The organism is Campylobacter sp. P0109, assembly GCF_002138755.1.
Classification (GTDB): domain Bacteria; phylum Campylobacterota; class Campylobacteria; order Campylobacterales; family Campylobacteraceae; genus Campylobacter; species Campylobacter devanensis.
In genome coordinates this window covers 149,302-172,463 of sequence record NZ_MJKK01000004.1, presented here as the reverse complement: position 1 = coordinate 172,463, position 23,162 = coordinate 149,302, and the positions used below count along the sequence as shown (strand labels likewise).

Sequence of the window (23,162 nt, the reverse complement as noted above, 5' to 3'; positions counted from 1 at the left end):
TATTATTTAGAGTAAAGCTCGACTATATATCTTTCCTCAACTGGAATGATAACCTCTTCTCGTTCTGGAATTCTAGTGAAAATTCCATATTTTTTATCTTTTTCTACATCAACCCAAGCCACCATGCCTGTTTGATTAGTAAGCTCTATAGCACGAACGATTTGTGGGTTTTCTTTGCTTTTCTCGACAATTTCTATCTTTTCACCGGCTCTTACTCTGTATGAAGGGATATCAACCCTTTTGCCATTTACTAAGATATGGCCGTGAGTTACTAGCTGTCTTGCGAATCTTCTAGTAGATGCAAAGCCCATTCTATAAACTACATTATCAAGTCTTTGCTCTAATAAAGAGATAAGAAGTGCACCGGTATTTCCCTCTCTTCTTGCGGCTTCGGCAAATAATCTTCTAAATTGTTTTTCACTTACGCCATACATAAATTTAGCTTTTTGTTTCTCTCTTAATTGTAAGCCATATTCGCTTACTTTAGCTTTTCTTTGTCCGTGTTGGCCTGGAGCGTATGGTCTTTTTTCTAATGCGCTCTTGCCAGCTAGTCTTCTTTCGCCTTTAAGTGCAAGAGATACACCTAGGCGTCTTTCTAATTTTTCAACTGGTCCTCTATATCTTGCCATTATAATTCTCCTAAATTCTATCTACAATTACACGCGGCGGCGTTTTGGTGGTCTGCAGCCATTGTGAGCTAGAGGAGTTATATCTTTTAGATATAGCACCTTAATTCCTTCTAATGCGCCGATACTTTTAACTGCTGTTTCTCTACCACTACCTGGGCCTTGGACTTTGATGCCTACTTCTTTAATGCCATGCTCTTTAGCTTTATTTAATGCATCTTCTACAGCTTGTTGAGCTGCGTATGGGGTTGATTTTTTGCTACCTTTAAAGCCTAAGCCACCAGCACTACTCCAAGCAATAGCATTACCCATCTCATCAGTAACCGTAACCATTGTATTATTAAATGTAGCAGAAACATATACTATGCCTCTAGCTATATTTTTTTTAACTACTTTTTTCTTAATTACTTTTCTCTTTGCCATATTTTATCCTTATTTAGTAGCAGCGCCAACAGTTTTTCTTCTGCCTTTTCTAGTTCTTGCGTTTGTTTTTGTTTTTTGACCACGCACTGGCAGACCTTTTCTGTGTCTTAAGCCTCTAAAGCTACCTAAATCCATTAAAGCCTTAATATCCATAGCTACACTTTTTCTTAGGTCACCTTCAACCATATAGTGCTCTTGGATCTCTTTTCTGATCGCAGCGGCTTCATCTTCACTTAGCTCATAAACTCTCTTGTCATAAGAGATACCTACAGCATCAAGAATTTTTCTTGAAGTATATAGCCCTATACCATAGATATATGTAAGGCCATACTCAACTCTTTTTTTCTTTGGTAAATCAACACCTGCAATACGAGCCATACCTTATCCTTGTCTTTGTTTATGTTTTGGATTTTCGCAAATTACATGAACTATGCCTTTGCGTTTGACAATTTTACATTTGTCACACATCTTCTTTACAGAAGGACGAACTTTCATCTGAGTCTCCTAAAAATTATTTACCACTTTTACTAGACTGCACTTAGGTCTAAGAACACGCCTAAACCAACTATTTTCAAAACAAGTGGCACGCTTTGAAAACACTTCTTTATCCAGTTTGGATGCAAAGCGCAAAATTGTATCTAAAATTGGCTTTAAAATTTATAAATTTGAATTTAAATCAAAATGGGATTACGCTTAACAGAGCCGTAGCTCTGTTAAAAACTTAAGAGTTTAAAAATTTCTCTAAATCCGCTTTTGGATCTTCGCTGATTAGTGATAGATTATATTTTTCTACTAAGAAATTTAATATCTCGCTATTTAAAAATTTTGGCAAGCTAGGCCCTATATGGATATTTTTTACACCTAAATATAAGAGTGCTACTAATATTATTATAGCTTTTTGTTCCATCCACATTAACACTATTGAAAGCGGCAAGTCATTGATAGCTATCCCTGTAGCTTCGCTTAAAGCCATAGCTATTTTTACTCCGCCATTGCTATCATTGCACTGACCCAAATCTAAATATCTTGGGATATTTGTCCCTTCAATTAAGCCAAAATCTATATCATTAAATCTAAATTTACCACAACTTGAAGTCAAAATCACACAATCCTTTGGCACACTAAGAGCTAGCTCTCTATAATACTCTCTACCCTTGCCAGGCGCATCACATCCTGCTATAACAAAAAATCTACGAATTTTACCACTTTTAATTGCCTCTAAAATCTCACCAGCCATAGGCAAAACAGCCTTATAGTGATGGCCTGTGCTGATTACTTCATCGCTATCAAAGCCGCTTACATCATCAAGCTCTAAAGCCTTATTAATTAATGGAGTAAAGTCGTCGCCGATAATATGAGCTATGCCTTTAGTACTAGCAATATCATATCCAAACAATCTATCGCTATACTTGGCACTTTTGCGAAGTGGGATAATACAATTTGTAGTCATCAAAATAGCCCCGTTAAATTTATTAAAAAGCTCAGTTTGGTCAAACCAAGCTTTGCCTAAATTCCCTTTTAAATGAGGATACTTTTTAAGCTCTGGATAGCCATGAGCTGGAAGCATTTCAGAGTGAGTATAGATATTAATCCCTTTGTCTTTGGTCTGTTCTAACAACTCTTTTAGCGCATGAAGATTATGCCCGCTTACTAAAATAGCTTTGCCTTCTGCTCTGTTTTGAGTGATTTTTACGGGCGTCGGGATACCGAATTTGCTTGTATGAGCATTGCTTAGAATATCCATAACTTCTACTCCGGCTTTGCCTACTTTTAGCAATTGTTCAATATGCTGATCAAAGTTAAAATTCATATTTGTAAGTGTAAAATACAGGGTTTGAGCCATTACATCATCTACATTTTTTGTATTAGCCCCTAATTCATTTGCGTGGTGGCGATATGCGCTCAAACCCTTTAGGGCAAATATCATCATATCTTGTAGTCTTGCTAGCGTGGCGTCTTTACCGCAAGTTCCGATACTTTGTCCTTTAGAGCCACATCCATCATTAGCACTCATCTCACATTGATGACAAAACATCTCTAAATCCATAAAAATCCTTTAAAATAAATTAAATTTGGATTTTATAGAATTTTTATATTTTTGTATGTAACCGCTTCACACAACTAAACAAATTTCACCTCTTGATAGGGTTAAAAATCCATTTTTTTCTAGCTGTTTGAGATTTTTAGATACGCTCTCTCTTGTTACGCCTAGATGATTTGCTATTTGCTGATGAGTTATTTTTATGCTGTTATTTATAACATTTTTATTGATAAATTCAATCAGCCTATCACGAAATGGTATAGTTTTGCTTTTTGAAGCTACCTCTATACTCTTAGCAAATTGCTTAGCAAAAATAGTCAAAATATACTCACTAAGCTTAGGATATTTCTCCCTTAAATTTCTAAAAATATTATCTGGGATTGCGATAATTTCTAAATCGCCAAGAGCTTGAAGATTTAATTCTAATTGAAGTGATTTTTGAGTACAAATTTGGCATATTACCCATTCATCACCCTTTTCAAGGGTGAGAATTGTCTGCTCTTGAGAGCCAAAAATAGTATAAACTCTAAGGGATCCAGAGCCTATCATCAGCAGTCCATAATGGCTCTTTGCAAGGGAGCTACCATCGCTAAATTTTTTAATTTGTAAAGATTCTTCTATCTCATCTAAATCTTGCGAAGATACACCAAATCTTTTAAGCTTATCTTTTAAAATCTCTATCATAGATTATTTATAACGATATGTGATTCTGCCTTTATCTAGACTATATGGCGTAAGCTCCACTTTAACCCTATCACCTGGCATTATTTTGATATAGTGCATTCTCATCTTGCCTGCAATGTGGCATAAAATCACATGCTTATTATCTAATTCTACTTTGAAAGTGGCATTTGGTAGGGCTTCAACTACATTGCCATCAATCTCTATAACATCATCTTTTGCCAAATTTATTCCTTTCGTTATTATCAGCTATTACAAATTTAAAGAAAATTAAATTGAATTTAAATTTCTTTAAACTCAAAGCAACCTTTAGCTAACGCTACTTAAAATTTCAGCCTTGCCATTTATCACAGCCACGCAGTGCTCATAATGGCTAGTTCGCATACCATCTACGCTAGTAACAGTCCATTTGTCTGCGGCAATCTTTGGGGTGCCATCTTTTTGACAAATCATCGGCTCGATACAAAAGACCATACCATTTCTGATCTTTGGCCCAGCTTTTGGAGTTGTCCCTTCTAAATAATTTGGAATTTCAGGCTCTTCATGTGGTTTGCGACCTATGCCATGACCACAAAATCCCTTCAAAGGCACATACCCACGAGATAGTATAAATTGCTCCAACTTATAGCACAATTCTTTAAAATGCATACCAACCCTAATCTCATCAATGGCATAATACAAAGCATCTTTGCTACAAGCTATCAAATCTTCATCGCTTTTTGAGATATTACCTACTGGATATGTCCTAGCACTATCGCCAAAAAATCCATTTAAATTTGAACCAATATCAACTGAAACTATATCGCCATCTTGTAAAATATAGCCATTTGGAATTCCATGAATTACAACCTCATTTACACTGATACAAGCTGTATTTGGAAAGCCGTAAAGTCCTTTAAAAGCTGGTTTAGCCCCAGCAGAGACTATCATATCTTCGCAAATTTTGTCAATTTCAAGTAGCGAAATTCCAGGCTTAATAATAGTATGGAGATGATCTAGAGTAGCTGCGACTATCTTATTAGCCGCACGCATACTCTCTATCTCTTTTGGAGTTTTTATACCTATAGCCATGTTATAACCCAACCGCACTTAGAGTTTGATATTTACTCATATATACTTGAGCTTCTATCTTTCTCATAGTATCAAGCGCTACTTGAACTACAATCAATACAGATGTACCACCAAAATAGAAAGGAACTCCCATAAATTTAACCAAAACCCAAGGCAAAGTAGAGATAAGACCAAGATATATAGAACCAGTTAAGGTAAGTCTGCTAGCTACTTCATTTAAGAAGTTAGCGGTGCTTTCGCCAGGTCTAACACCAGGAATAAATCCACCTTGTCTTTTTAAATTTTCGCTTATGTCTTTTGCGTTAAATGTGATTGAAGCATAAAAATATGCAAAAAATAGAATAAACAAAAATGTTAAAATATTGAAAAAATAGCTATTTGGATTTAAGAAATCATTGATAGCTACTATAAACTCATTTGTACTTGCTTGTAAAATTGTCCCTGGGAACATCAAAATAGCACTAGCAAAAATCGGTGGAATAACACCACTTAAATTTACTTTAATAGGGATGTAATTCATTATTCTCTTATTTTGATTTTGCATAACAGTTTTACGAGAATATGAAATCGGCACCCTTCTTTCGCCCATCTCTACATATATTACCACACCAACAGTAGCTAGGATAATCAAAGCAATTGCTATAACTACTAAGAAATTTAACTCGCCGGTATTGACTAGATCAATTGTTCCGCCAATAGCACTTGGTATTCCACTTACGATACCAGCAAAGATTATAAGACTAATACCATTACCAATACCTCTTTGAGTGATCTGCTCACCTATCCACATAAGTAACATCGTGCCAGTTAGCATAGATACACAGCTAATTCCGATAAATAAATTCATATCTATCATTATCGCACTAGATCCATCTTTGCCAGTTAGGCTTTGTAATCCGATACTTACACCTATAGCTTGTATCACAGTAATTACGATAGTAGCATAGCGGATAATCTGCATATATTTTTGCATACCATCACGCTCTTTTTTCATCTTGCCTAAATTTGGAAATGTAGCAGCTAAAAGCTCCATAATAATTGAAGCTGTAATATAAGGCATAATGCCTAGCGAAATAATGCTTAGACGCTCAGCAGCACCACCGCTAAACATATTAAACATACCAAGTGCATTTGAGCTATTTGAAGTAAAAAATTCCCTAATAACATCAATATTTACACCAGGCACTGGCACATAAGCCAGCACCCTGTAAGCAAACAAAAATCCAAGCGTAATTAATATCTTGTTGATTAATGCTCTGTTCATTAGTTAATTCCAGTTGCCTTTATATTCTCATCTTTTATTTTACTTGCTAAATCTTTAGCACCAGCACCAATGAGTTTAACTTTTTTAATGCTGTTTGAGAATTTATGTACTGTTTTAAGAGTATCTAGCGTAATTTCGCTTAACTCTTTAATAGCAGGATTTTTATCAACGCTAATCGCATATGGTTTTTCAAATTTAGAAGTAAAGCCTACTTTTGGTAGTCTTCTTTGAAGTGGTTGTTGGCCACCTTCAAAGCCTCTTTTTTCGTTATAACCTTTTCTAGCTGTTTGACCTTTACCGCCTTTTGTAGCCGTTTTACCCCAGCCACTACCTTGACCACGACCGATTCTTTTAGTGTTGCGAGTTGAGCCAGCAGCTTTTTGTAAATTTTCTAGTCCCATGCTCTCTCCTTAACCTTTTAGCATACTTAATGCTTTAATTGTAGCACGAACGACATTTGCAGAGTTGTTTGAACCAAGAGATTTAGTAAGTATATTTTTGATACCTGCCAACTCTACAACTGGACGAGCACCACCACCAGCGATAACTCCGGTACCTTCGCTAGCTGGTTTTAGTAGAATTCTACTTGCGTTGTATTTAACTTCGATATCGTGAGGAATTGTATTGCCTTTTAATTTGACTTCTACAATGTTTTTAAACGCATCATCAGTAGCCTTTCTCATCGCATCTGGCACCTCTTTGGCTTTACCAAATCCAAATCCAACACGACCTTTTTTATCACCTACAACAACAAGAGCTGTAAATCTAAATCTTCTACCGCCTTTTACAACCTTAGTAACACGACCGATATCGACGATTACTTCTTCAAATTCTTCTCTATTATACTTTTCCATCAACAATCCTTGCGTTATAGCTTAATGCCATTTTCTCTTAGAGCTTCAGCAAATGCTGCAACTACACCATGATAAAGATAGCCATTTCTATCAAATACCGCTTCTTTAATTCCAGCTTTTTCTAGTTTTGCAGCAATATCTTTAGCTAGCACTGCCGCACCGGCTTTATTTGCTTTTATGCCTAGTTTTCTACCATCACTAGCACAAAGCGTAGTAGCGTTGATATCTTCTATCGCTTGGACATATAGAGTTCTATTAGATTTGAATATAGAAATTCTAGGGCAAGACGCAGTACCGCTAATTTTAGCTCTTATTCTTCTTTTTCTCTTAATTCTTAGAGATAATTTTCTTTTTAATACATTTGCTACCATTGCTTACCCTTATTTCTTAGATGTTTTACCGGCTTTGCGGATTATGCGCTCTTCAACATATTTGACACCTTTGCCTTTGTAAGGTTCTGGTGGTCTAAAGCCTCTTACTTCAGCTGCTACTTGGCCTACTACTTGTTTATCACTACCTTTGATTGTAATAATGTTTTTCTCAACACTTACTTCTACACCTTCAGGAAGCTCATAATTAATAGGGTGAGAAAAGCCTAATGCTAACTCTAATACTTTACCTTTTGCCGCAGCTTTATAACCAACACCATTGATCTCTAACTGTCTAGTAAATCCAGCAGTTAGGCCAATTACTATATTATTAGCCAAAGCACGATATGTACCCCAGTAGGCTCTGCTTTGTCTATCATCGCCCTTGCTAGCAAAAGTGATAAGACCATCTTTAACTTCTACATTTACATTACCTTTAGTGTCTAGTTCTTTAGTAGCGTTGCCCTTTTTAAACACTAAAACTGCACCATTTAAACTAACATCTAAACCGCTTGGGATAGATATTGGCTGTTTTCCAATTCTTGACATATTTTTCCTTTTTACTTGTCTAGGGTATTTCTACGCTATGCGAATGGATACCCAATACCATAAAAAGATTAGCCTTTCAAATTTAAAAAGGCTAATTCCACTCTTACCAAACTGTACAAAGCACCTCACCGCCAACACCAGCTTTGTGTGCTTCATCATTGCTTAAAACACCTTTACTTGTGCTAACGATAATTGTCCCATAACCATTTTTAAATCTTTTAATCTCGTCTTTGCCTTGATAAACTCTACGGCCTGGTTTTGAAACTCTTTTTAGCTCATTGATAACACTTCTACCACGCTCGTCATATTTTAAAACTACATTAATGAATTTTTTATTATTCTCTTCAATAACATTGTAGCTTTCAATATAACCTTTTTGTGCTAGAATTTTTAAAGTCGCCTCAACAACATTTGAGTGTAGAAGTTGAGTAGTCTCTAATCTTCTCATAGCCGCATTTCTAATGCGTGTTAATCCATCTGAAATTAAATCATTTATCATCTTGCTTCCCTTACCAACTTGCTTTTTTAAGACCTGGTATTAGTCCTTCGTTAGCCATTTTTCTTAGGCACACACGGCAAATTCCAAAATCTTTATAAACAGAGTGTGGGCGACCACAAATTTGACATCTAGTGTATCCACGCACGCTAAATTTAGGTTTGCGTGCTGCTTTTGCTATCATTGATTTTTTTGCCATATTACTTTCCTTTTGCAAATGGAATGCCAAAGAGTTCAAGTAGCTTGAACGCTTGTTTGTCATCGTTAGTTGTTGTAACTATAGTTATATTCATACCATGTGTTCTTAGAATTTGATCAAATACAACTTCTGGAAACATTAGTTGTTCATTTAAACCAAAGTTATAATTACCACGACCATCAAATCCATCTCTAGGCAAACCACGGAAGTCTTTTACCCTAGGAAGTGCGATGCTAATTAGCTTATCTAAGAATGCATACATTTGCTCTTTTCTTAGAGTTACTTTTATACCAACAGGGAAACCTTCTCTTACTTTAAAGCCAGCAACCGATTTTTTAGCATTTGTAACAACTGCTTTTTGGCCGGCTATTAAAGATATTGTATCAGCCATATTTTGAAGTAATTTTTGATCCTTAGCACCCTCGCCAGCTCCGACGCTAATCACAATTTTCTCAATTGCTGGAATAAGCATAGGATTTTTGATATCAAATTCTTTAACCAAAGCCGGTTTAATACTATCTGCGTATTTAGTTTTTAATCTCATACTTAGCCCTCAACTTTGCTTACATTTGAAATATCAATAGGCATCTCTTTGCTTATAAAGCCACCATTTGGATTTTTCTCACTTGGTTTTACAGCTTTTTTAGCAACTTTTACACCCTCTACTATCACTTGACCTTTTTTAGGAAGTACTGCTAAAACTTTAGCAACTTTGCCTTTATCATCACCTGCGATTACTTTTACTTCATCGCCTTTTTTGATTTTATATTTTACTGCCATTATAGAACCTCCGGTGCAAGAGATACGATTTTCATAAAATTCGCATATCTTACTTCTCTACCCACTGGGCCAAATATACGAGTACCTACTGGCTCTCTTTTGTTATCAAGTATAACAGCAGCATTTTCATCAAATCTAATTAAAGATCCATTATCTCTTTGAACCTCTTTTTTAGTCCTTACCACTACTGCTTTTACCACTTGACCTTTTTTAATTTTGCCATTTGGTAGAGCTTTCTTAACTGAGCAAACGATAACATCACCTAGGCTTGCATATCGTCTTTTGCTACCACCTAAAACTTTTATACACATTAACTCTTTTGCGCCACTATTATCTGCTACTGCTAGTCTTGTAAAACTTTGTATCATTATTCAACTCCTGTTTTCAAAACTGATTGTAAGCGGAATTTTTTTCTAGCGCTTAGCGGTCTGCACTCAACAGCTGATATAGTATCTCCCACTTTTAGCTCATTTTTTTCATCATGAACTAGATACTTTTTAAAGCGTTTTACGAATTTGTGATATCTTGGGTGCATAACTCTTCTTTCAACTAATATAGTTGCAGTTTTATTCCCAGCTATCGCTACTACGACACCTTGAATTTCTCTTTTCATTTCTACTGCCATCATTTACCCCTTACTTCGCAGCACTAATTGCAGTATTGATCCTAGCGATATCTTTTTTAGCTTCACGGATCTCATTTGGGTTAGTTAGCTGCATAGTTTTTAGCTTTTGTCTAAGTGTAAATAAAAGCACCTTTTTCTCTTTTAACAAAGCGTTAAGTTCGCTTAAATTTTTTCCACTTATATCAGTATATTTCATTTTCGCTCTCTCTTGTTACAAACTTAGTTTTAAATGGTAGTTTGTGCATAGCTAATGTCAGAGCCTCTCTAGCAAGCTCTTCAGATACTCCAGCCATTTCAAATATTATTCTACCTGGTTTAATATTCATAACCCACTCTTCAACACCGCCTTTACCTTTACCCATACGAGTTTCTAATGGTTTTTTGGTTATTGGTTTATCTGGAAATACTCTAATCCAAGTTTTAGCCTGTCTTTTAACATGACGAGTATATGCTTGACGAGCAGATTCTATTTGACGAGAGTTGATTCTACCAGCTTCTACAGCTTTTAATCCAAATTCGCCAAGTGCTAGAGCTGTACCACGAGTTGCGTAGCCACGATTGCGGCCTTTCATCATTTTGCGATATTTCGTTCTTTTTGGTAATAACATTATTTACCCCTTCTAGCGCGTTTTGCTTTTTTAGAAGTTGTCTCTTCACTCTTATCAGCTTGGATACCTTTTTGAAGTACTTCGCCTTTAAATATCCATACTTTGACACCTATATTGCCATAAGTTGTGTGAGCTTCAGCAAAACCATAATCTATTCTAGCTCTTAAAGTATGCAAAGGCACACGACCTTCAAGATACCACTCTGTTCTAGCCATTTCAGCACCGCCTAAGCGACCTGCTACGCTTACTTTAATACCTTTGGCACCAGCTTTTTGAGCGCCTTGAATTACCTTTTTCATAGCACGGCGGAATGCTACACGACGCTCAAGTTGCATCGCTACATTTTCAGCTGCTAATTGAGCTGAGCTTCCTGCTTTACGCTCTTCTTTGATATTGATAGCTACATCTTTATTAACTAATTTAGCAACTTCTAGTCTTAAATTTTCTACTTCGCCACCTTTTTTGCCGATGATGATACCAGGACGAGCCGCAACTACTGTAACTCTTAGTTTTTTAGCTGTTCTTTCAACTAAAATTTGGCTAACACCAGCGTAATATAGCTTAGCTTTTAGGAATTTTCTTATTTTATAGTCTTCGCCTATGCTTTCTGGAAGAGTTGCTTTTGATGGAAACCATCTAGACTCCCAGTTTCTGTTTATACCTAGTCTAAGACCTATTGGATTAACTTTTTGTCCCATTTTATGCTTCCTTCTCTGTTTTTGCTGGTCTAGCTACTTCTACTAAGATATGGCTAGTAGGTTTGCGAATTCTACTTGCGCTTCCTCTTGCTCTTGGGCGGAATCTTTTTAAGACAGGACCTGCATCTACTCTACAACTTTTCACAACTACCTCTTCAGGCTCAAATCCGCCATTAGCTACAGCTGAGCTGATAGCATTTGCGATATATTTTGCGCCACGATTTGGCATAAAGCTAAGGCTAGCTAATGCTAATTCAGCATTCATGCCTTGAACTTCATCAGCTATTAATCTAGCTTTTGTTGGAGATAGTCTGATGAATTTAATAATCGCTCTACTCATAACTTCCCCTTATTTACCTATTTTTTTCTGAACAGAGCCTTTATGACCCTTAAATGTTCTTGTTGGAGCGAATTCGCCTAGCTTGTAACCTATATGATTTTCTGTTATATATACAGGGATAAAGCTTTTGCCATTATGCACATTAAATGTCAAACCTATCATTTCAGGTGTAATTGTGCTTCTTCTTGACCAAGTTTTGATTGGTTTATTATCATTAGCGGCTTTTGCAGCGATGACTTTTTTCATTACATGGTCATCTACAAAAGGACCTTTTTTTAGCGATCTAGCCATCGTTATTTACCCTTTCTTCTAGAAATTATAAGTCTATCACTAGCTTTTTTACGGCGAGTTTTAGCACCTTTAGTTGGTTTGCCCCATGGAGTAACTGGGTGACGACCTGAATTTTTCTTACCTTCACCACCGCCGTGTGGGTGATCTACTGGGTTCATCGCACTACCTCTAGTTTGCGGGCGGATACCTCTATAGCGATTGCGACCTGCTTTACCGATAGTTACATTTGCCCAATCTTCATTACCAACTACGCCAACTGTAGCCATACATTCAGCTAATACTTGTCTCATCTCACCGCTTGGAAGTCTTAGGATTACATATTTTTCTTCTTTACCCATAAGTTGAGCATATCCACCCGCACTTCTTGCCATTTGGGCACCTTTGCCTGGTTTTAGCTCGATATTATGGACGATTGTACCAACTGGAATGCTTTTTAACTTCATAGCGTTACCTGGTTTTATATCAAGACCGGCTTCGGCTGCACTGATAACATCGCCTACATTTAAGCCACTAGGGCGGATAATATATCTTTTTTCGCCATCTACATATGAGATTAGAGCGATACGGCAATTTCTATTTGGATCATACTCAATAGCTTCAACCTTGCCTGGAATTCCAAATTTACGACGCTTAAAGTCAATTATACGATATAATTTTTTAGCACCTGCTTCTTTATGGCGACTTGTGATTCTACCATTATTATTTCTACCAGCTGCGGCAGGAATTTTAACAAGTAGGCTTCTTACACTAGCTTTAGCTGTGATATCTTCGCTGCTAAGACTTGTCATAAATCTTCTACTTGGGGTATAAGGTTTAAAACTTCTTATTGCCATCTTATGCCTCCTGACTTGCTAGGCTTACGCCATCTGGTAATTTGACATAGAATTTTTTATAATCGTTTCTTACGCCAACTCTACCTCTAAAACGCTTAACTTTGCCGTCTATTCTAAGTGAATTTACTCTAAGTGGCGTTACGCCAAAATACTCTCTTAATACCTCTTTTAGGCCATTTTTAGTCATTTTTGGTGAAGTTTGGATCACTACTACACCTTGTTCTTGAAGGCCAAGAGTTTTTTCTGTATATACTATAGTTTTGATATCTGTTATATCTGCCATTTTTAGCCCTCTTTTACTATTGATTGTAGTGCTGATTTCTCTGCTATAACCGCACTATAGACTGAGACTAAATATGCATTTACTTCACTAGCATCAATTACATAGCAATTTGCTAGGTTTCTAAATGCCAAAAGAGTCTTAGCATCAAGCTCATTTTTGATGATTAACGCATCTCTAACGCCTAATTTTTTGATGATAGCTGCTGCGTCTTTTGTTTTGCCACTTTCGATAGCGATGCTATCTACTGCGTAAAATTTGCCATTTGCTACTTTTTCGTTTAGAGCAAATTCAAGCGCTAATCTTTTTTGTTTTTTATTAACTTTTTGATTATAATTTCTATTATTTTTAGGACCAAATGCCACAGCACCGCCAACCCAAACATTTGTTCTAGTTGAACCAGCTCTTGCGCCACCACGGCCTTTTTGACGCCAAGGTTTTTTACCGCCACCACTTACATCTGAGCGACCTTTTGTGTGGGCTGAGTTTGCTCTCATACTAGCAAGGTAGCTTTTGACATAGAGATATAAATTGTGCGAATTTACTTCAGCGTAACTAGCTGGAAGTTCTAATTCACTTGTTTTTTCAAATTTATCATTTAAAACTGCTATTTTACTCATTTAACTATCCTTACTCTACCCATCGCACCATTAAATCCTGGAACTGAGCCTTTTAATACTAAAATTCCATTAGCACTATCAAAGCTTACAACTTCGTTTTTAACGGTAGTTTTTTCATTACCATAGTGTCCGGCCATTTTTCTACCTGGTTGGACACGGCCTGGCCATTCGCAGTTACCTATAGAACCTGGTCTGCGGTGAAATCTCGAACCATGACTTGCAGGACCACCTGAAAATCCATGTCTTTTTATAACACCTTGGAAGCCTCTACCTTTTGTATTAAAGCTAACTTTTAAAACTTTTGCTTCATTTAGTGGAGTAGTATCTAAATCCCCAGCTTCGCTATTTGCTACGCTTAAAGTCGCAAATTGGTTAAATTCGCTACTTAAACCATATTTTTTTTGCTGACCTTTTATAGCTTTGTTATTTGCTTTTGTGTGCGCATATGCTACGATAGCTCTGCTATTTTCGCCTACTTCGCATACTTTAGCTGGTAAAAGTCTAAGCAATGTAACAGGAGTGCTTGGGTTTGAGATAGTTCTGCTCATACCTATTTTTTCTACGATATATTCCATCATCTCTTCCTTTTATGCTTACTTGCCCATAGCGCGAACTTCGACATTAACTTCTGGAGCTAAGTCAAGCTTTGTTAGGCTATCAACTGTATCAGGCGTAGCTGCTACGATATCTAGCATACGAGCGTGAATTCTCATCTCAAATTGCTCACGAGAATCTTTATTTACATGTGGAGATTTTAACACTGTGTAGCGTTTAATCTTTGTAGGCATAGGTACTGGCCCACGAACATCGGCACCAGTGCGTTTGACAGCTTCTACGATGGCTGCAACTGTGCGGTCTAGAACTCTGTGGTCATAAGCTTTTAGCTTAAGCCTAATTCTTTCCATGTTTTTTCCTTTAAAAATAACTTATCGCTAACTTGCGACCTTTTGATATAATGCTCTTGCAGAGGCTTATTATCAATCTCTCAAGCATGCAAGCAAAGCTTACGCTTCTCATCAAAAGATGCGAATTATACCCAAAATAAGTTTGAAAATCAAATTTTAGCGCTATTTTTGCAAATTTTGTTTTATTTTTTTCCTTTTTATAAGGAATATTTTAAATATTAGAATGAAATTTAAATTTAGATAATCTATAGCATTATGTTATTATTACTAAAAGATTGTAAAGCTAATTAAGTAATTTTTATATAACATTAAATTTATCTAATTTACAATCAAATTTTAGATATAATTAACATAAATTAAAAAGGTAATTAATGAAAATATATCAAAATCGCTCGCAACTACTTGAGCAATTAAATCAAATTTGTATTCAAACATTAAAAGAAAAACCACGACTAATAGTAGCACTAACTGGGCTATGTGGTAGTGGCAAAAGCACACTTGGCAAGACAATTCGCAAAAAAGGCTTTGGTAACTTTGCCCCGTACCAAATCGCCGTCATAGATGATAATGTGATGAGCTTAAACCTATTTATTGCACGCCCTAAAATTCGCAATACCCCCCCCCAACACAATCTAAAAGATAATCTAAAACCATTTACAAAATTTCTACCTCCATATGTCAAAATAATTTTTTATATCTGTGCAAATCCAGTAAGAATAAACTTTGCTGATGTAGTGATAATCCTTAAAATCGATGAGCAAAGACGCCAAAAACAGCTAGAACAAAGAGAGAGCGATGCAGAGCTAATAAAATCACTAATGAACGGAAAAATAAATATCGATATACCTTTTACACACGGACTTTGTTTGGTGGAGTAGCTTTTAATTCTATGATTTATCTAAATTTAAAAATTTTTTCCGTTGTGGGTTTTGCAAATATAAGGCGTGATAGTATAAATTTACAAAGAATGCTATCATTACCAGAGATAAAAGTTTATTTATTTTAGCGTCACTAAGTATATTAAAATTTAATAACGTTAATATATTGGCATTATTAATATATTAAAGATAAAGTTAAATTTAAGCTATTATATAGCTGCTTTTACCATATTTAATAAGCTTTCCAGTTTTGATAAGTTTATTAAATATAGTCGATACACTTTGGCGTTGCGCTCCTAAAAGATTAGATAGCGTAGCAATAGAAAATGGAATCTCAACTAGCTTTTTATCCCGCACCATCATATGCTGTTCATCTGCTAAGTTATGCAAAAAGCTTACAATCCTGCTTTCTAAACTACCAAATACTATATCAGCTACAATCTGGCGTGTCATTATCGTAGTACGAATTAGCGAATTTACCATTGCCATACTAAATTTCTCATTTTCAAAAAGCTCTTTTATATCGCAAAGATTTAGCTCCATTGTCTCAGAATAACTCAAAAACTCCAAAACACTATCTTTATCCACCAAAACTATAGAGCCTTTGCTTATAAAATTTATGATAAATTCATTTATTCCACTTATATAGCTTAACTTTGCATGGCCGCTTTTGAGAATTATAAATTTAATATTTTGCGCATATACTAATTCAGATTTATTATATTTTATTTGACGAAATAATGCCAAATCCTCACTGCTAAGCAGCTCAAAATCGGCATAATTATCTTGATCAAATCTACTAATATTCATCGCATGCCACCATTTAAATTTTTCAAATTTAGCATAAATTTAATTAATCTAAAATTGCAAACTCAATCTGCATCTTTAGATTAATTAAATTTTAATATTTAATCTCCCTCTTTGTAAGAGAGAGATTAAGATTATTAGCTATTTTTAGCACCTTTTGGAGCTTTAAATGCTGTGAGTTCTGGGGCTGTGCCTTTATATTTTTCTATATTTACAAGACCCGTATGAGAAATATTACCATTTGCTAATTTACTAGTTGGGATATCTAGCGTTAGAGTATTAGCGCATCCATTTTTACATAGACCACCATCAAATCCATCATACCACGCACCCTCTCTAAGTCTTACAACACCAGAGATAATATCATCACTAACCTCAGCACCAACTAATGCCTCACCACGAGCATTATATACTCGTACTAGATCGCCATTTTTAATACCTAGCTTAGCGGCATCTTTAGTGTTGATAAGTAGCGGTTCACGATTTGCTACAGCATAATTATCTCTTAAAGATGTATTGTTTTGCTGAGAATGCAATCTATCAGTTGGGTGAACTGTAATTAGATGGAATTTAGCCGGTTTATTTTTCATTCCTAGCCACTCAACTGGTTCAAACCATTTTGGATGTGCAGCACAATCATCATAGTTCATAGCCGCTATTGTATCACTATAAATTTCTATTAATCCAGATGGAGTTCCTAAAGCATTTAAGATTGGATCTTCTCTAAATTCAGCCATCCTTACCCAGCTTTCGCTCTCTAAAGTTGGAGCAAATGTAGTTGGCTCATTTTTATTCCACCACTCATCAAAATTAGGCATAGTAATACCTAATGCTGTATTGGCATTAACTGCATTAGCAGCTACATTATAAAACTCTTCTAGCCAATCCATCTCAGTTTTGCCACCTTCTGTAAATGCCTCTACAAGGCCATCTGCATAGGCTTTAGATAGATCGCTAAAGATTTGATAGTCATCTTTTGCCCCATGTTGTTTTTCTACTACTTGCTTCATTGGAGCGATATTTTGATTTGAATAATCTCCAGTCATTGTCAAATCATTTCTTTCATATTGAGTAGTTACTGGGAATACGATATCAGCCATTTTGGCAGTTGGAGTCCAGTAAATTTCATTTACTACAACAGTTCTTGGGCGACGCCATGCTTTTATATTTGTATTAACATCTTGATGCTGAGTTATAGGGTTTCCACCCGCCCAGTAGATAAAATCAATATCTGGATATGTTATTTTTGTACCATTATGCTCTAAAGTTTTACCTGGATTTAAAATAGCCTCAGCTACTCTTGCCACTGGAAATGCATAGTCTGTACCAGCATTTAACCAGCTTTGAGCTGATTCATCGCCTTTAGCTTGACTAGCTAGACCTTTATATTTTCCATTTTCTACTATGCCTACGCTTGCAGCATTTATACCGCCTAAAACACCACCAGCACATGTTGGAGCGCCACCATTGCTGTAATGATAGCTAAGACCAAACCCACCGCCTGGTAAGCCAATTTGACCCAACATAGAAGCTAAAGTTACGAGCATCCAGTGAGGTTGTTCACCGTGATGAGCTCTTTGCATAGCCCAGCCACTCATTAGCATTGTGCGATTAGCATATATTGTTTCAGCTAAATTTTTGATCACACTCTCTTTTAGGCCACAAATTTTTGATGCCCATTTAGCTGATTTTGGAGTTTTATCACTTTTACCTAGTAGATATGGCAAGAATTTATCAAATCCAGTTGTATAGTTAGCTATAAATTCTTTATCATATTTACCTGTAGTATATAGGTGATGTGCCATACCAAGCATCATAGCTGTATCTGTATTTGGTCTTGGTGCAATCCATTTGGCTTTATCGCCAAAGAATTTACCAGTTTCACTCCATAATGGATCGATTATAATAATCTCTTTGCCGCTATCTCTTAACTGCTCAAAATATTTAAACCCTTGATCATCTGTAGCGCTCCATGCAATTCTTAGCGTTGAGATCGGATTCATACCCCATAAAACTACAACTTTTGAGTGTTCTAGTACTACTGGCCAGCTAGTTTGTTGCTCATAAACTTCAATACTTCCAACTACATGTGGCATAATAACCTGACTAGCTCCAGTTGAATAATCACCCAAGGTTCCTACAAAACCGCCACTTAAATTCATAAATCTATGTAGCAAAATTCTAGGATTGTGTAATTTACCACTACTATACCAACCATAACTTCCTGCAAATATGCTTTGCATACCTTTTTGTTCTCTTGTTTTTTTCAGCTCTCTTGCTACTAGCTTAATAGCATCTTCGTATTTTACCTCTACCCACTCATCTATACCTCTTAATTCTGGTTTTGGACTATCTGGGTTTTCTAGGTAGCTTTTTCTTACCATTGGAGCTGTTATTCTAGTTTTATATACCAAATCCGCCATTGTATCTTGAAGCGGATTTGGGATTTTTGATAGAGTTTGATATGGCTTAGAGCTTATAATTTTACCATCTTTTACTGTAGCTTTTAGCATACCCCAGTGAGCTGCTGTGAATATTTCACCATTTTTAACCACTTGTGTATTTGGCCCAGCAAATAGATTGCTAGGTAGCATTGGAGCAAGACTTAAAGCAGCACCTAATTTTAAAAATTCTCTTCTATTTGTTTTCATTTTACATCTCCTTTTGAAGCTTTTTGTAGATATTGAATTATTAGCCATTCATCTTTTTTATCAATTGGCGTGCGTGATAGCATTGATTTAAATAGCGATGGCCATTGATTTGGGTTATATTGACTCTCTTTGTGCAAATGATGACAGATCGAACAGCTCTCTTGATATGTCTGTTTAGCTCTATCTAGCATAGGTTTTAGATCTTTTTCTAGGTTATCTTTTGTAGTATAGGCTATTACTTTAACCTCGTCCCACTTACCAGTCTCGCCTTTTTTGATTATCTCATATTTTGGCATTTTAGTTTTAGCAAATGATAATGCTATAATACGCTCACCATTACTATAATATATAACATTTGATGCAGCAGGATTTACAAATCCCTTTAGGCTAAATTTGATCTTATCTCCTGATTCTTCGATTACATCAATGCCATTTGTTGGCAAAAGCTTACCAGCGATATCTTTTGAGTCTGGGGCTAGATATACTGGCTTGACATCTGTAGGGTATAGCATGCTAGCGCTAAGCGTACTAGATACGAGTAGGCTAGCCAATATTAACTTTTTCATCCTAAATCCTTTTAAAAAGTGATTGTATAATTATAAGCTAAAATAAAGTTTAAGTTTGTCAGATATGTGACAGATAGAATTTATATTGATTGTGCTAAGCAAAGCGGAATTTGATTTAGGCTTTGATAATTTAGATTTAATATTTGTCATAGTAATTTTTATCAATTACCCTAATTTATAAATCCATTTTAATTGATAATATAAAAAGCTTGATATATTGTATATAAACCCTCGCAATGACTAAGCATTGCGAGTAAATTTAAGCTATTAAAGATTTTAATTTAAGCTACTGTAGTAGTCTTAATATATTTTGTTGTACAGCATTTGCCTGGCTCATAGCGTAGCTTCCACTTTGGGCTAGTATGTTAAATTTAGAGAAGTTTGCACTCTCACTAGCAAAGTCTACATCTCTTATTTGAGATTCAGCTGATTTTACATTTACTTGGGTAACTGTAATATTATTTATAGTAGCTACTAATTGATTTTGTACTGAACCTAGGTCGGCTCTTAACTTATCTAGAGTTTTTCTAGCTGCTTCAGCTACATCTATCATAGCTTGAGCACCACCATAGGTATTTACGCCACCAGCTTGGTCTACTTCTTGATTGGCATTAGATACGTTACCATTAAAAAATCCCATTGCTTTAGCCATTGTAGCACTAATTGTACCAGAGTTCATATATTTAAGATTTACCGATGTTTGATTATATGCCTTGCTAGCGTTAGCCGCATTAGATATTGCAGCATTGCCACTAAATACATGAGAAGCGATTAATGACATATTTTGTAGGCCTATTTTGATATCTCTAGCGTCTTGGCGAATGAAAGTCAATTGACCTAAATATGTAATACCTTTTTCTGAAAAATTACCTTTCACGCCTCCAGCTATTGTAAATGTGGCGTCAGAATGTGTATCTACATTAATAGCTCTACCATCTTTAGCAGCTAAAACTAAGCGACCATTTTGCAAACTAGCCTCTACTCCGGTTTCATCTTTTTTAGCGTTAATTGCAGCGATTAGAGCATTGTCAGAATCATTAGCTTTTACAGTAATATTTCCGATTGTTACGCCATTAATTGTTAAATCTTGTATTGTACCAGCACCAACAGCTTCTGACATAATCTGAGTATTATTAACTTTAACTTTTACACCAGTTTTATCTGAAACGCCATTCATCATATCAGCTACGGCTTTATAGCCATCTTTTGCTAATACCGTACCAGCAATTGCTTGAAATTCATAACCATTAGGATATCCATCAACACCACTAAGTTTTACTGTTAGGGTTTGAGCTGATAAAGTAGAGACAGTAGATACAACAGTATTAAAAACAGTCTCAAACCTAGTATGCCCTATAGTATTTGAGTTTGTAGCACCTATGCTTACTTTAGCTGTTTCATTACTATAAGCACCAATTTGGAAGTTTTTGTTTGAAAAATTTCCATTTAGTAGCTGTTGGCCATTAAAGCTTGTAGTAGTAGCTATCATATCTAGTTCTTCAAGAAGTCTGCTAATATCGTTTTGTAAAGCTCTTCTAGAATCAGCATTTTGACCATCTTGTGCTGCTTGAACAGCTTTGGTTTTAATAGTATCTAGTATTTTAATCTGTTCATCCATAGCTTTATCAGCAGTTTGAACAATACCAATTGCATCATTACCGTTAGATATGGCTTGACCTAAAGAGCTAGCTTGGCTTTTTAATGAATCAGCAATAACAAGACCTGATGCATCATCAGCTGCTGTTTGAATTCTAAGACCTGAGCTTAGGCGACCAAGTGAGCTAGTAAGCTCTCTATCTGTGATTTGTGAGTTTGCGTGAGCATTCATCGCTGCGATGTTAGTATTTATTCTAAAGCTCATAACTTTTCCTTTGTGTTAAGATTTCCCTATAAAACTTAAATCCATTTAGGGGTTGTTTTTATTATATCGAACCAAATATTAAAAAGTTTATATATGGGGGGGGGATTTTGATAAATTTGAAGAAAATATTGCAAATTTTTAATAAATTTGAGTAATTTATAAAATTTAGATTATATATTATAGATTTAGGCTAAGTGATTTTATAATTTTTAGAGTGGAATTTAGATTGGATTAGGTGAGATATTAAATATTATGGGGGTGTAATTAAATTTGTGGTTGTTGGGAGGTTAATGGGTTGGCTATGGGATAAGAGTGAATTTGATAGTTTTTGGTTTATAGATAATTTTAGGTTTTAGCATTGGATTCACCCTAGCAAGATTGGGTTGTGCTAGGGTGATCACAGCATTTATCTATACCTTAATGCTGCTTGATGAATTTGCCATAAAGCATTTTCTAGTGCCACATTCATAGCATTCATTGCAATATTTTCACTACTCGTAGCATTATTTAAACCATCAAAGCTTTTTTTAGCACTAATTATCTCATTTGATATTACTTTTCCATTTTGGCTTAGTTCTAGTGCAATCTGAATAAATGCATATCTTGGTTGAATACTCATTTCAGTAATATTTAATCCCATTTGCAAACTTGCATCACTACTTAATTTTAAATGGCAATTGCTATTTAAATATAATACCAGTGCTTTTTTTAACATATCTTTGGGACTAGCGATATATTTTGCATTATTCATTTTTGATACATTTATACCATCTTTTGTAATAATATCACGACTATTGTAACCATCTTGTACTTTGATATAGGCTAAATTTAGCATCAAATCAGCTCTTCTATCGCAAATTTGAGTTGCATTGCTATCGTTATTATATCCCAACTCATAATAGCTTAATTTTGGAGCATCCTTGGCTAAACATCCAGACATCAATACGCCAAACATCACTGCTAAAATAGTGCTTTTAATCTCTACTTTTAAAGAAAAATTCATAAGGGTTATCCTCCAAATTATTTAAATTATTTTTTATTTGTTCTGCTAAATCATTTAGTTCATCTATGCTTTGCTGAACGGACTTAATAGTTGGCGCTAGCATAGTTTTAAAATCGATCTGGCCACTACTTATACGCTCATCGATATTGTTCCATGCAGTATTTATATCGCTAATACTCTTATCTAAATTAGCTGCGAGTCTATCTAAATTAGCACTCTTTAAATCTTGAGAAACAATATATAAATTATCGATAATTCCATCGATTTTATCCAAATTCTTATCGCTTGCGATAACATTCATTAGTGAATTTATTTTATTGATTGAATTTAGCAATTTATCTAAATTTTCTTGCCTTAAGGCTTCATCGATTTTGCTAGCAATTTTATCTAAACTTACGGTTAAATTTGCCGTTCTTGAGCCTATTTTATCCAATAAACCCTCACCTAAGCTAATTTGAGCTCTTTCATTTTTATTAAAAATTCTAGCCGTATCGCTACCTTTAGTAATATTTATATAAGCAATTCCACTAATACCTGAGCGTTCTACAATAGCTTGACTATCAGTTTTAATAGGCAAATTATCATCTATACTAAGCCAAATCTCAATCGTTGCTGAGTGTGGATCGCTAAAATATATATCTCTTATATGCCCTACTGGTACACCTATAAATCGTACCTCACCATCTTTTTTAAGCCCATTTGGTAGCTCTTTTGTAACTATATAATAATCCCTTGTTTCCTTGCTATTATATCCTTGCATAAATAATAAAAATATTCCAATAAACCCTACAACTAAGCAAAAAAATAGTCCAGCTATAAAATATGAATTTTTATTTTCCATCTC

Annotated in this window: 35 protein-coding genes and 1 pseudogene; 1 reads left to right on the top strand and 35 read right to left on the bottom strand. The window is 35.3% G+C overall.

The window, feature by feature from the left end; translation table 11 throughout:
* Positions 1-2: 2 nt before the first annotated feature.
* The 29 genes and pseudogenes from rpsD to rpsJ form a co-directional block, all read right to left on the bottom strand.
* Positions 3-629: a 30S ribosomal protein S4 gene (gene rpsD, locus CIGNP109_RS05765; RefSeq protein WP_086225408.1), complete on the bottom strand. Its 627-nt coding sequence runs from the start codon at positions 627-629 to the stop codon at positions 3-5.
* A 27-nt stretch (positions 630-656) separates the two neighbouring features.
* Positions 657-1,049 carry a 30S ribosomal protein S11 gene (gene rpsK / locus CIGNP109_RS05760; RefSeq protein ID WP_086228536.1) on the bottom strand — a complete coding sequence of 131 codons (393 nt, stop codon included), beginning with the start codon at positions 1,047-1,049 and terminating at the stop codon, positions 657-659.
* Between the two features lie 9 nt (positions 1,050-1,058).
* Positions 1,059-1,427, bottom strand: a complete 369-nt coding sequence (gene rpsM, locus CIGNP109_RS05755) for a 30S ribosomal protein S13 (protein WP_086225406.1) — start codon at positions 1,425-1,427, stop codon at positions 1,059-1,061.
* Between the two features lie 3 nt (positions 1,428-1,430).
* Positions 1,431-1,544, bottom strand: coding sequence for a 50S ribosomal protein L36 (rpmJ, locus tag CIGNP109_RS05750; protein ID WP_002848032.1), 114 nt, complete (start codon positions 1,542-1,544; stop codon positions 1,431-1,433).
* Positions 1,545-1,770: 226 nt separating this feature from the next.
* Entirely contained in the window at positions 1,771-3,096 is a 1,326-nt protein-coding gene (gene hcp / locus CIGNP109_RS05745) for a hydroxylamine reductase (RefSeq protein WP_086228535.1), read from the bottom strand.
* A gap of 66 nt (positions 3,097-3,162) precedes the next feature.
* Positions 3,163-3,774: a Crp/Fnr family transcriptional regulator gene (locus tag CIGNP109_RS05740; RefSeq protein WP_086228534.1), complete on the bottom strand. Its 612-nt coding sequence runs from the start codon at positions 3,772-3,774 to the stop codon at positions 3,163-3,165.
* 3 nt (positions 3,775-3,777) lie between these two features.
* Positions 3,778-3,996, bottom strand: coding sequence for a translation initiation factor IF-1 (infA, locus tag CIGNP109_RS05735; protein WP_009649712.1), 219 nt, complete (start codon positions 3,994-3,996; stop codon positions 3,778-3,780).
* Between the two features lie 84 nt (positions 3,997-4,080).
* A complete protein-coding gene (map, locus tag CIGNP109_RS05730) occupies positions 4,081-4,842 on the bottom strand; it encodes a type I methionyl aminopeptidase (protein ID WP_086225403.1) in 762 nt (253 codons plus the stop codon).
* 1 nt (position 4,843) lies between these two features.
* Positions 4,844-6,106, bottom strand: coding sequence for a preprotein translocase subunit SecY (gene secY, locus CIGNP109_RS05725; protein WP_086225402.1), 1,263 nt, complete (start codon positions 6,104-6,106; stop codon positions 4,844-4,846).
* Positions 6,106-6,507 carry a 50S ribosomal protein L15 gene (rplO, locus tag CIGNP109_RS05720; RefSeq protein WP_086225401.1) on the bottom strand — a complete coding sequence of 134 codons (402 nt, stop codon included), beginning with the start codon at positions 6,505-6,507 and terminating at the stop codon, positions 6,106-6,108. Before rplO ends, secY begins: the two co-directional genes overlap by 1 nt.
* 9 nt (positions 6,508-6,516) lie before the next feature.
* Positions 6,517-6,960, bottom strand: coding sequence for a 30S ribosomal protein S5 (gene rpsE, locus CIGNP109_RS05715; RefSeq protein ID WP_086225400.1), 444 nt, complete (start codon positions 6,958-6,960; stop codon positions 6,517-6,519).
* A 14-nt stretch (positions 6,961-6,974) separates the two neighbouring features.
* On the bottom strand, positions 6,975-7,331 hold the full coding sequence (rplR, locus tag CIGNP109_RS05710; protein ID WP_086225399.1) for a 50S ribosomal protein L18: 357 nt from the start codon (positions 7,329-7,331) through the stop codon (positions 6,975-6,977).
* A gap of 9 nt (positions 7,332-7,340) precedes the next feature.
* Positions 7,341-7,877 (bottom strand): 50S ribosomal protein L6, encoded by a 537-nt coding sequence (gene rplF / locus CIGNP109_RS05705; RefSeq protein ID WP_086226581.1) that lies wholly within the window; start codon positions 7,875-7,877, stop codon positions 7,341-7,343.
* Positions 7,878-7,980: 103 nt separating this feature from the next.
* Positions 7,981-8,376 (bottom strand): 30S ribosomal protein S8, encoded by a 396-nt coding sequence (gene rpsH, locus CIGNP109_RS05700; RefSeq protein ID WP_086225397.1) that lies wholly within the window; start codon positions 8,374-8,376, stop codon positions 7,981-7,983.
* Positions 8,377-8,386: 10 nt separating this feature from the next.
* Positions 8,387-8,572: a type Z 30S ribosomal protein S14 gene (locus tag CIGNP109_RS05695; RefSeq protein WP_038452543.1), complete on the bottom strand. Its 186-nt coding sequence runs from the start codon at positions 8,570-8,572 to the stop codon at positions 8,387-8,389.
* Position 8,573: 1 nt separating this feature from the next.
* The gene (gene rplE / locus CIGNP109_RS05690; protein ID WP_086228533.1) at positions 8,574-9,116 is read right to left on the bottom strand and encodes a 50S ribosomal protein L5; all 543 of its coding nucleotides are present in this window, start codon (positions 9,114-9,116) and stop codon (positions 8,574-8,576) included.
* Between the two features lie 2 nt (positions 9,117-9,118).
* The gene (rplX, locus tag CIGNP109_RS05685) at positions 9,119-9,352 is read right to left on the bottom strand and encodes a 50S ribosomal protein L24 (RefSeq protein ID WP_086225395.1); all 234 of its coding nucleotides are present in this window, start codon (positions 9,350-9,352) and stop codon (positions 9,119-9,121) included.
* Positions 9,352-9,720 (bottom strand): 50S ribosomal protein L14, encoded by a 369-nt coding sequence (gene rplN, locus CIGNP109_RS05680; protein ID WP_086225394.1) that lies wholly within the window; start codon positions 9,718-9,720, stop codon positions 9,352-9,354. Before rplN ends, rplX begins: the two co-directional genes overlap by 1 nt.
* Positions 9,720-9,965 carry a 30S ribosomal protein S17 gene (gene rpsQ, locus CIGNP109_RS05675; protein WP_407712977.1) on the bottom strand — a complete coding sequence of 82 codons (246 nt, stop codon included), beginning with the start codon at positions 9,963-9,965 and terminating at the stop codon, positions 9,720-9,722. Before rpsQ ends, rplN begins: the two co-directional genes overlap by 1 nt.
* Positions 9,966-9,987: 22 nt before the next feature.
* Positions 9,988-10,173 (bottom strand): 50S ribosomal protein L29, encoded by a 186-nt coding sequence (rpmC, locus tag CIGNP109_RS05670; RefSeq protein WP_086225392.1) that lies wholly within the window; start codon positions 10,171-10,173, stop codon positions 9,988-9,990.
* Positions 10,160-10,585, bottom strand: coding sequence for a 50S ribosomal protein L16 (gene rplP, locus CIGNP109_RS05665; RefSeq protein WP_086225391.1), 426 nt, complete (start codon positions 10,583-10,585; stop codon positions 10,160-10,162). The genes rpmC and rplP overlap by 14 nt, the downstream gene beginning before the upstream one ends.
* On the bottom strand, positions 10,585-11,283 hold the full coding sequence (gene rpsC, locus CIGNP109_RS05660; RefSeq protein ID WP_086228532.1) for a 30S ribosomal protein S3: 699 nt from the start codon (positions 11,281-11,283) through the stop codon (positions 10,585-10,587). The genes rplP and rpsC overlap by 1 nt, the downstream gene beginning before the upstream one ends.
* A gap of 7 nt (positions 11,284-11,290) precedes the next feature.
* Positions 11,291-11,623: pseudogene (rplV, locus tag CIGNP109_RS05655) on the bottom strand (50S ribosomal protein L22); the annotation flags it as partial.
* 9 nt (positions 11,624-11,632) lie between these two features.
* The gene (gene rpsS, locus CIGNP109_RS05650) at positions 11,633-11,914 is read right to left on the bottom strand and encodes a 30S ribosomal protein S19 (RefSeq protein ID WP_086225388.1); all 282 of its coding nucleotides are present in this window, start codon (positions 11,912-11,914) and stop codon (positions 11,633-11,635) included.
* A gap of 2 nt (positions 11,915-11,916) precedes the next feature.
* Entirely contained in the window at positions 11,917-12,747 is an 831-nt protein-coding gene (gene rplB, locus CIGNP109_RS05645; RefSeq protein WP_086226585.1) for a 50S ribosomal protein L2, read from the bottom strand.
* Position 12,748: 1 nt separating this feature from the next.
* Positions 12,749-13,030 (bottom strand): 50S ribosomal protein L23, encoded by a 282-nt coding sequence (locus CIGNP109_RS05640; protein WP_086225386.1) that lies wholly within the window; start codon positions 13,028-13,030, stop codon positions 12,749-12,751.
* A 2-nt stretch (positions 13,031-13,032) separates the two neighbouring features.
* Positions 13,033-13,647, bottom strand: coding sequence for a 50S ribosomal protein L4 (rplD, locus tag CIGNP109_RS05635; RefSeq protein WP_063997497.1), 615 nt, complete (start codon positions 13,645-13,647; stop codon positions 13,033-13,035).
* Positions 13,644-14,222 carry a 50S ribosomal protein L3 gene (gene rplC, locus CIGNP109_RS05630; RefSeq protein ID WP_086225385.1) on the bottom strand — a complete coding sequence of 193 codons (579 nt, stop codon included), beginning with the start codon at positions 14,220-14,222 and terminating at the stop codon, positions 13,644-13,646. The genes rplD and rplC overlap by 4 nt, the downstream gene beginning before the upstream one ends.
* An 18-nt stretch (positions 14,223-14,240) precedes the next feature.
* The gene (gene rpsJ / locus CIGNP109_RS05625; protein WP_002847957.1) at positions 14,241-14,552 is read right to left on the bottom strand and encodes a 30S ribosomal protein S10; all 312 of its coding nucleotides are present in this window, start codon (positions 14,550-14,552) and stop codon (positions 14,241-14,243) included.
* Positions 14,553-14,923: 371 nt separating this feature from the next.
* Here rpsJ and CIGNP109_RS08455 point away from each other — a divergent pair, with 371 nt between their 5' ends.
* Complete coding sequence (locus CIGNP109_RS08455) at positions 14,924-15,430, top strand: AAA family ATPase (RefSeq protein WP_180380022.1); 507 nt, start codon at positions 14,924-14,926, stop codon at positions 15,428-15,430.
* A 201-nt stretch (positions 15,431-15,631) separates the two neighbouring features.
* Here CIGNP109_RS08455 and CIGNP109_RS05615 read toward each other — a convergent pair whose 3' ends face one another.
* From CIGNP109_RS05615 to CIGNP109_RS05590, 6 genes are all read right to left on the bottom strand, one after another.
* Positions 15,632-16,240, bottom strand: a complete 609-nt coding sequence (locus CIGNP109_RS05615) for a Crp/Fnr family transcriptional regulator (RefSeq protein ID WP_086228531.1) — start codon at positions 16,238-16,240, stop codon at positions 15,632-15,634.
* A 134-nt stretch (positions 16,241-16,374) separates the two neighbouring features.
* Complete coding sequence (locus CIGNP109_RS05610) at positions 16,375-18,888, bottom strand: molybdopterin guanine dinucleotide-containing S/N-oxide reductase (RefSeq protein WP_086225383.1); 2,514 nt, start codon at positions 18,886-18,888, stop codon at positions 16,375-16,377.
* Entirely contained in the window at positions 18,885-19,454 is a 570-nt protein-coding gene (locus CIGNP109_RS05605; protein ID WP_086228530.1) for a cytochrome C, read from the bottom strand. Before CIGNP109_RS05605 ends, CIGNP109_RS05610 begins: the two co-directional genes overlap by 4 nt.
* A gap of 286 nt (positions 19,455-19,740) precedes the next feature.
* Entirely contained in the window at positions 19,741-21,315 is a 1,575-nt protein-coding gene (locus tag CIGNP109_RS05600; RefSeq protein ID WP_086228529.1) for a flagellin B, read from the bottom strand.
* A 406-nt stretch (positions 21,316-21,721) separates the two neighbouring features.
* Positions 21,722-22,318 (bottom strand): hypothetical protein, encoded by a 597-nt coding sequence (locus CIGNP109_RS05595; RefSeq protein WP_086228528.1) that lies wholly within the window; start codon positions 22,316-22,318, stop codon positions 21,722-21,724.
* Complete coding sequence (locus CIGNP109_RS05590) at positions 22,290-23,159, bottom strand: MlaD family protein (RefSeq protein WP_086228527.1); 870 nt, start codon at positions 23,157-23,159, stop codon at positions 22,290-22,292. Before CIGNP109_RS05590 ends, CIGNP109_RS05595 begins: the two co-directional genes overlap by 29 nt.
* Positions 23,160-23,162 lie beyond the last annotated feature (3 nt).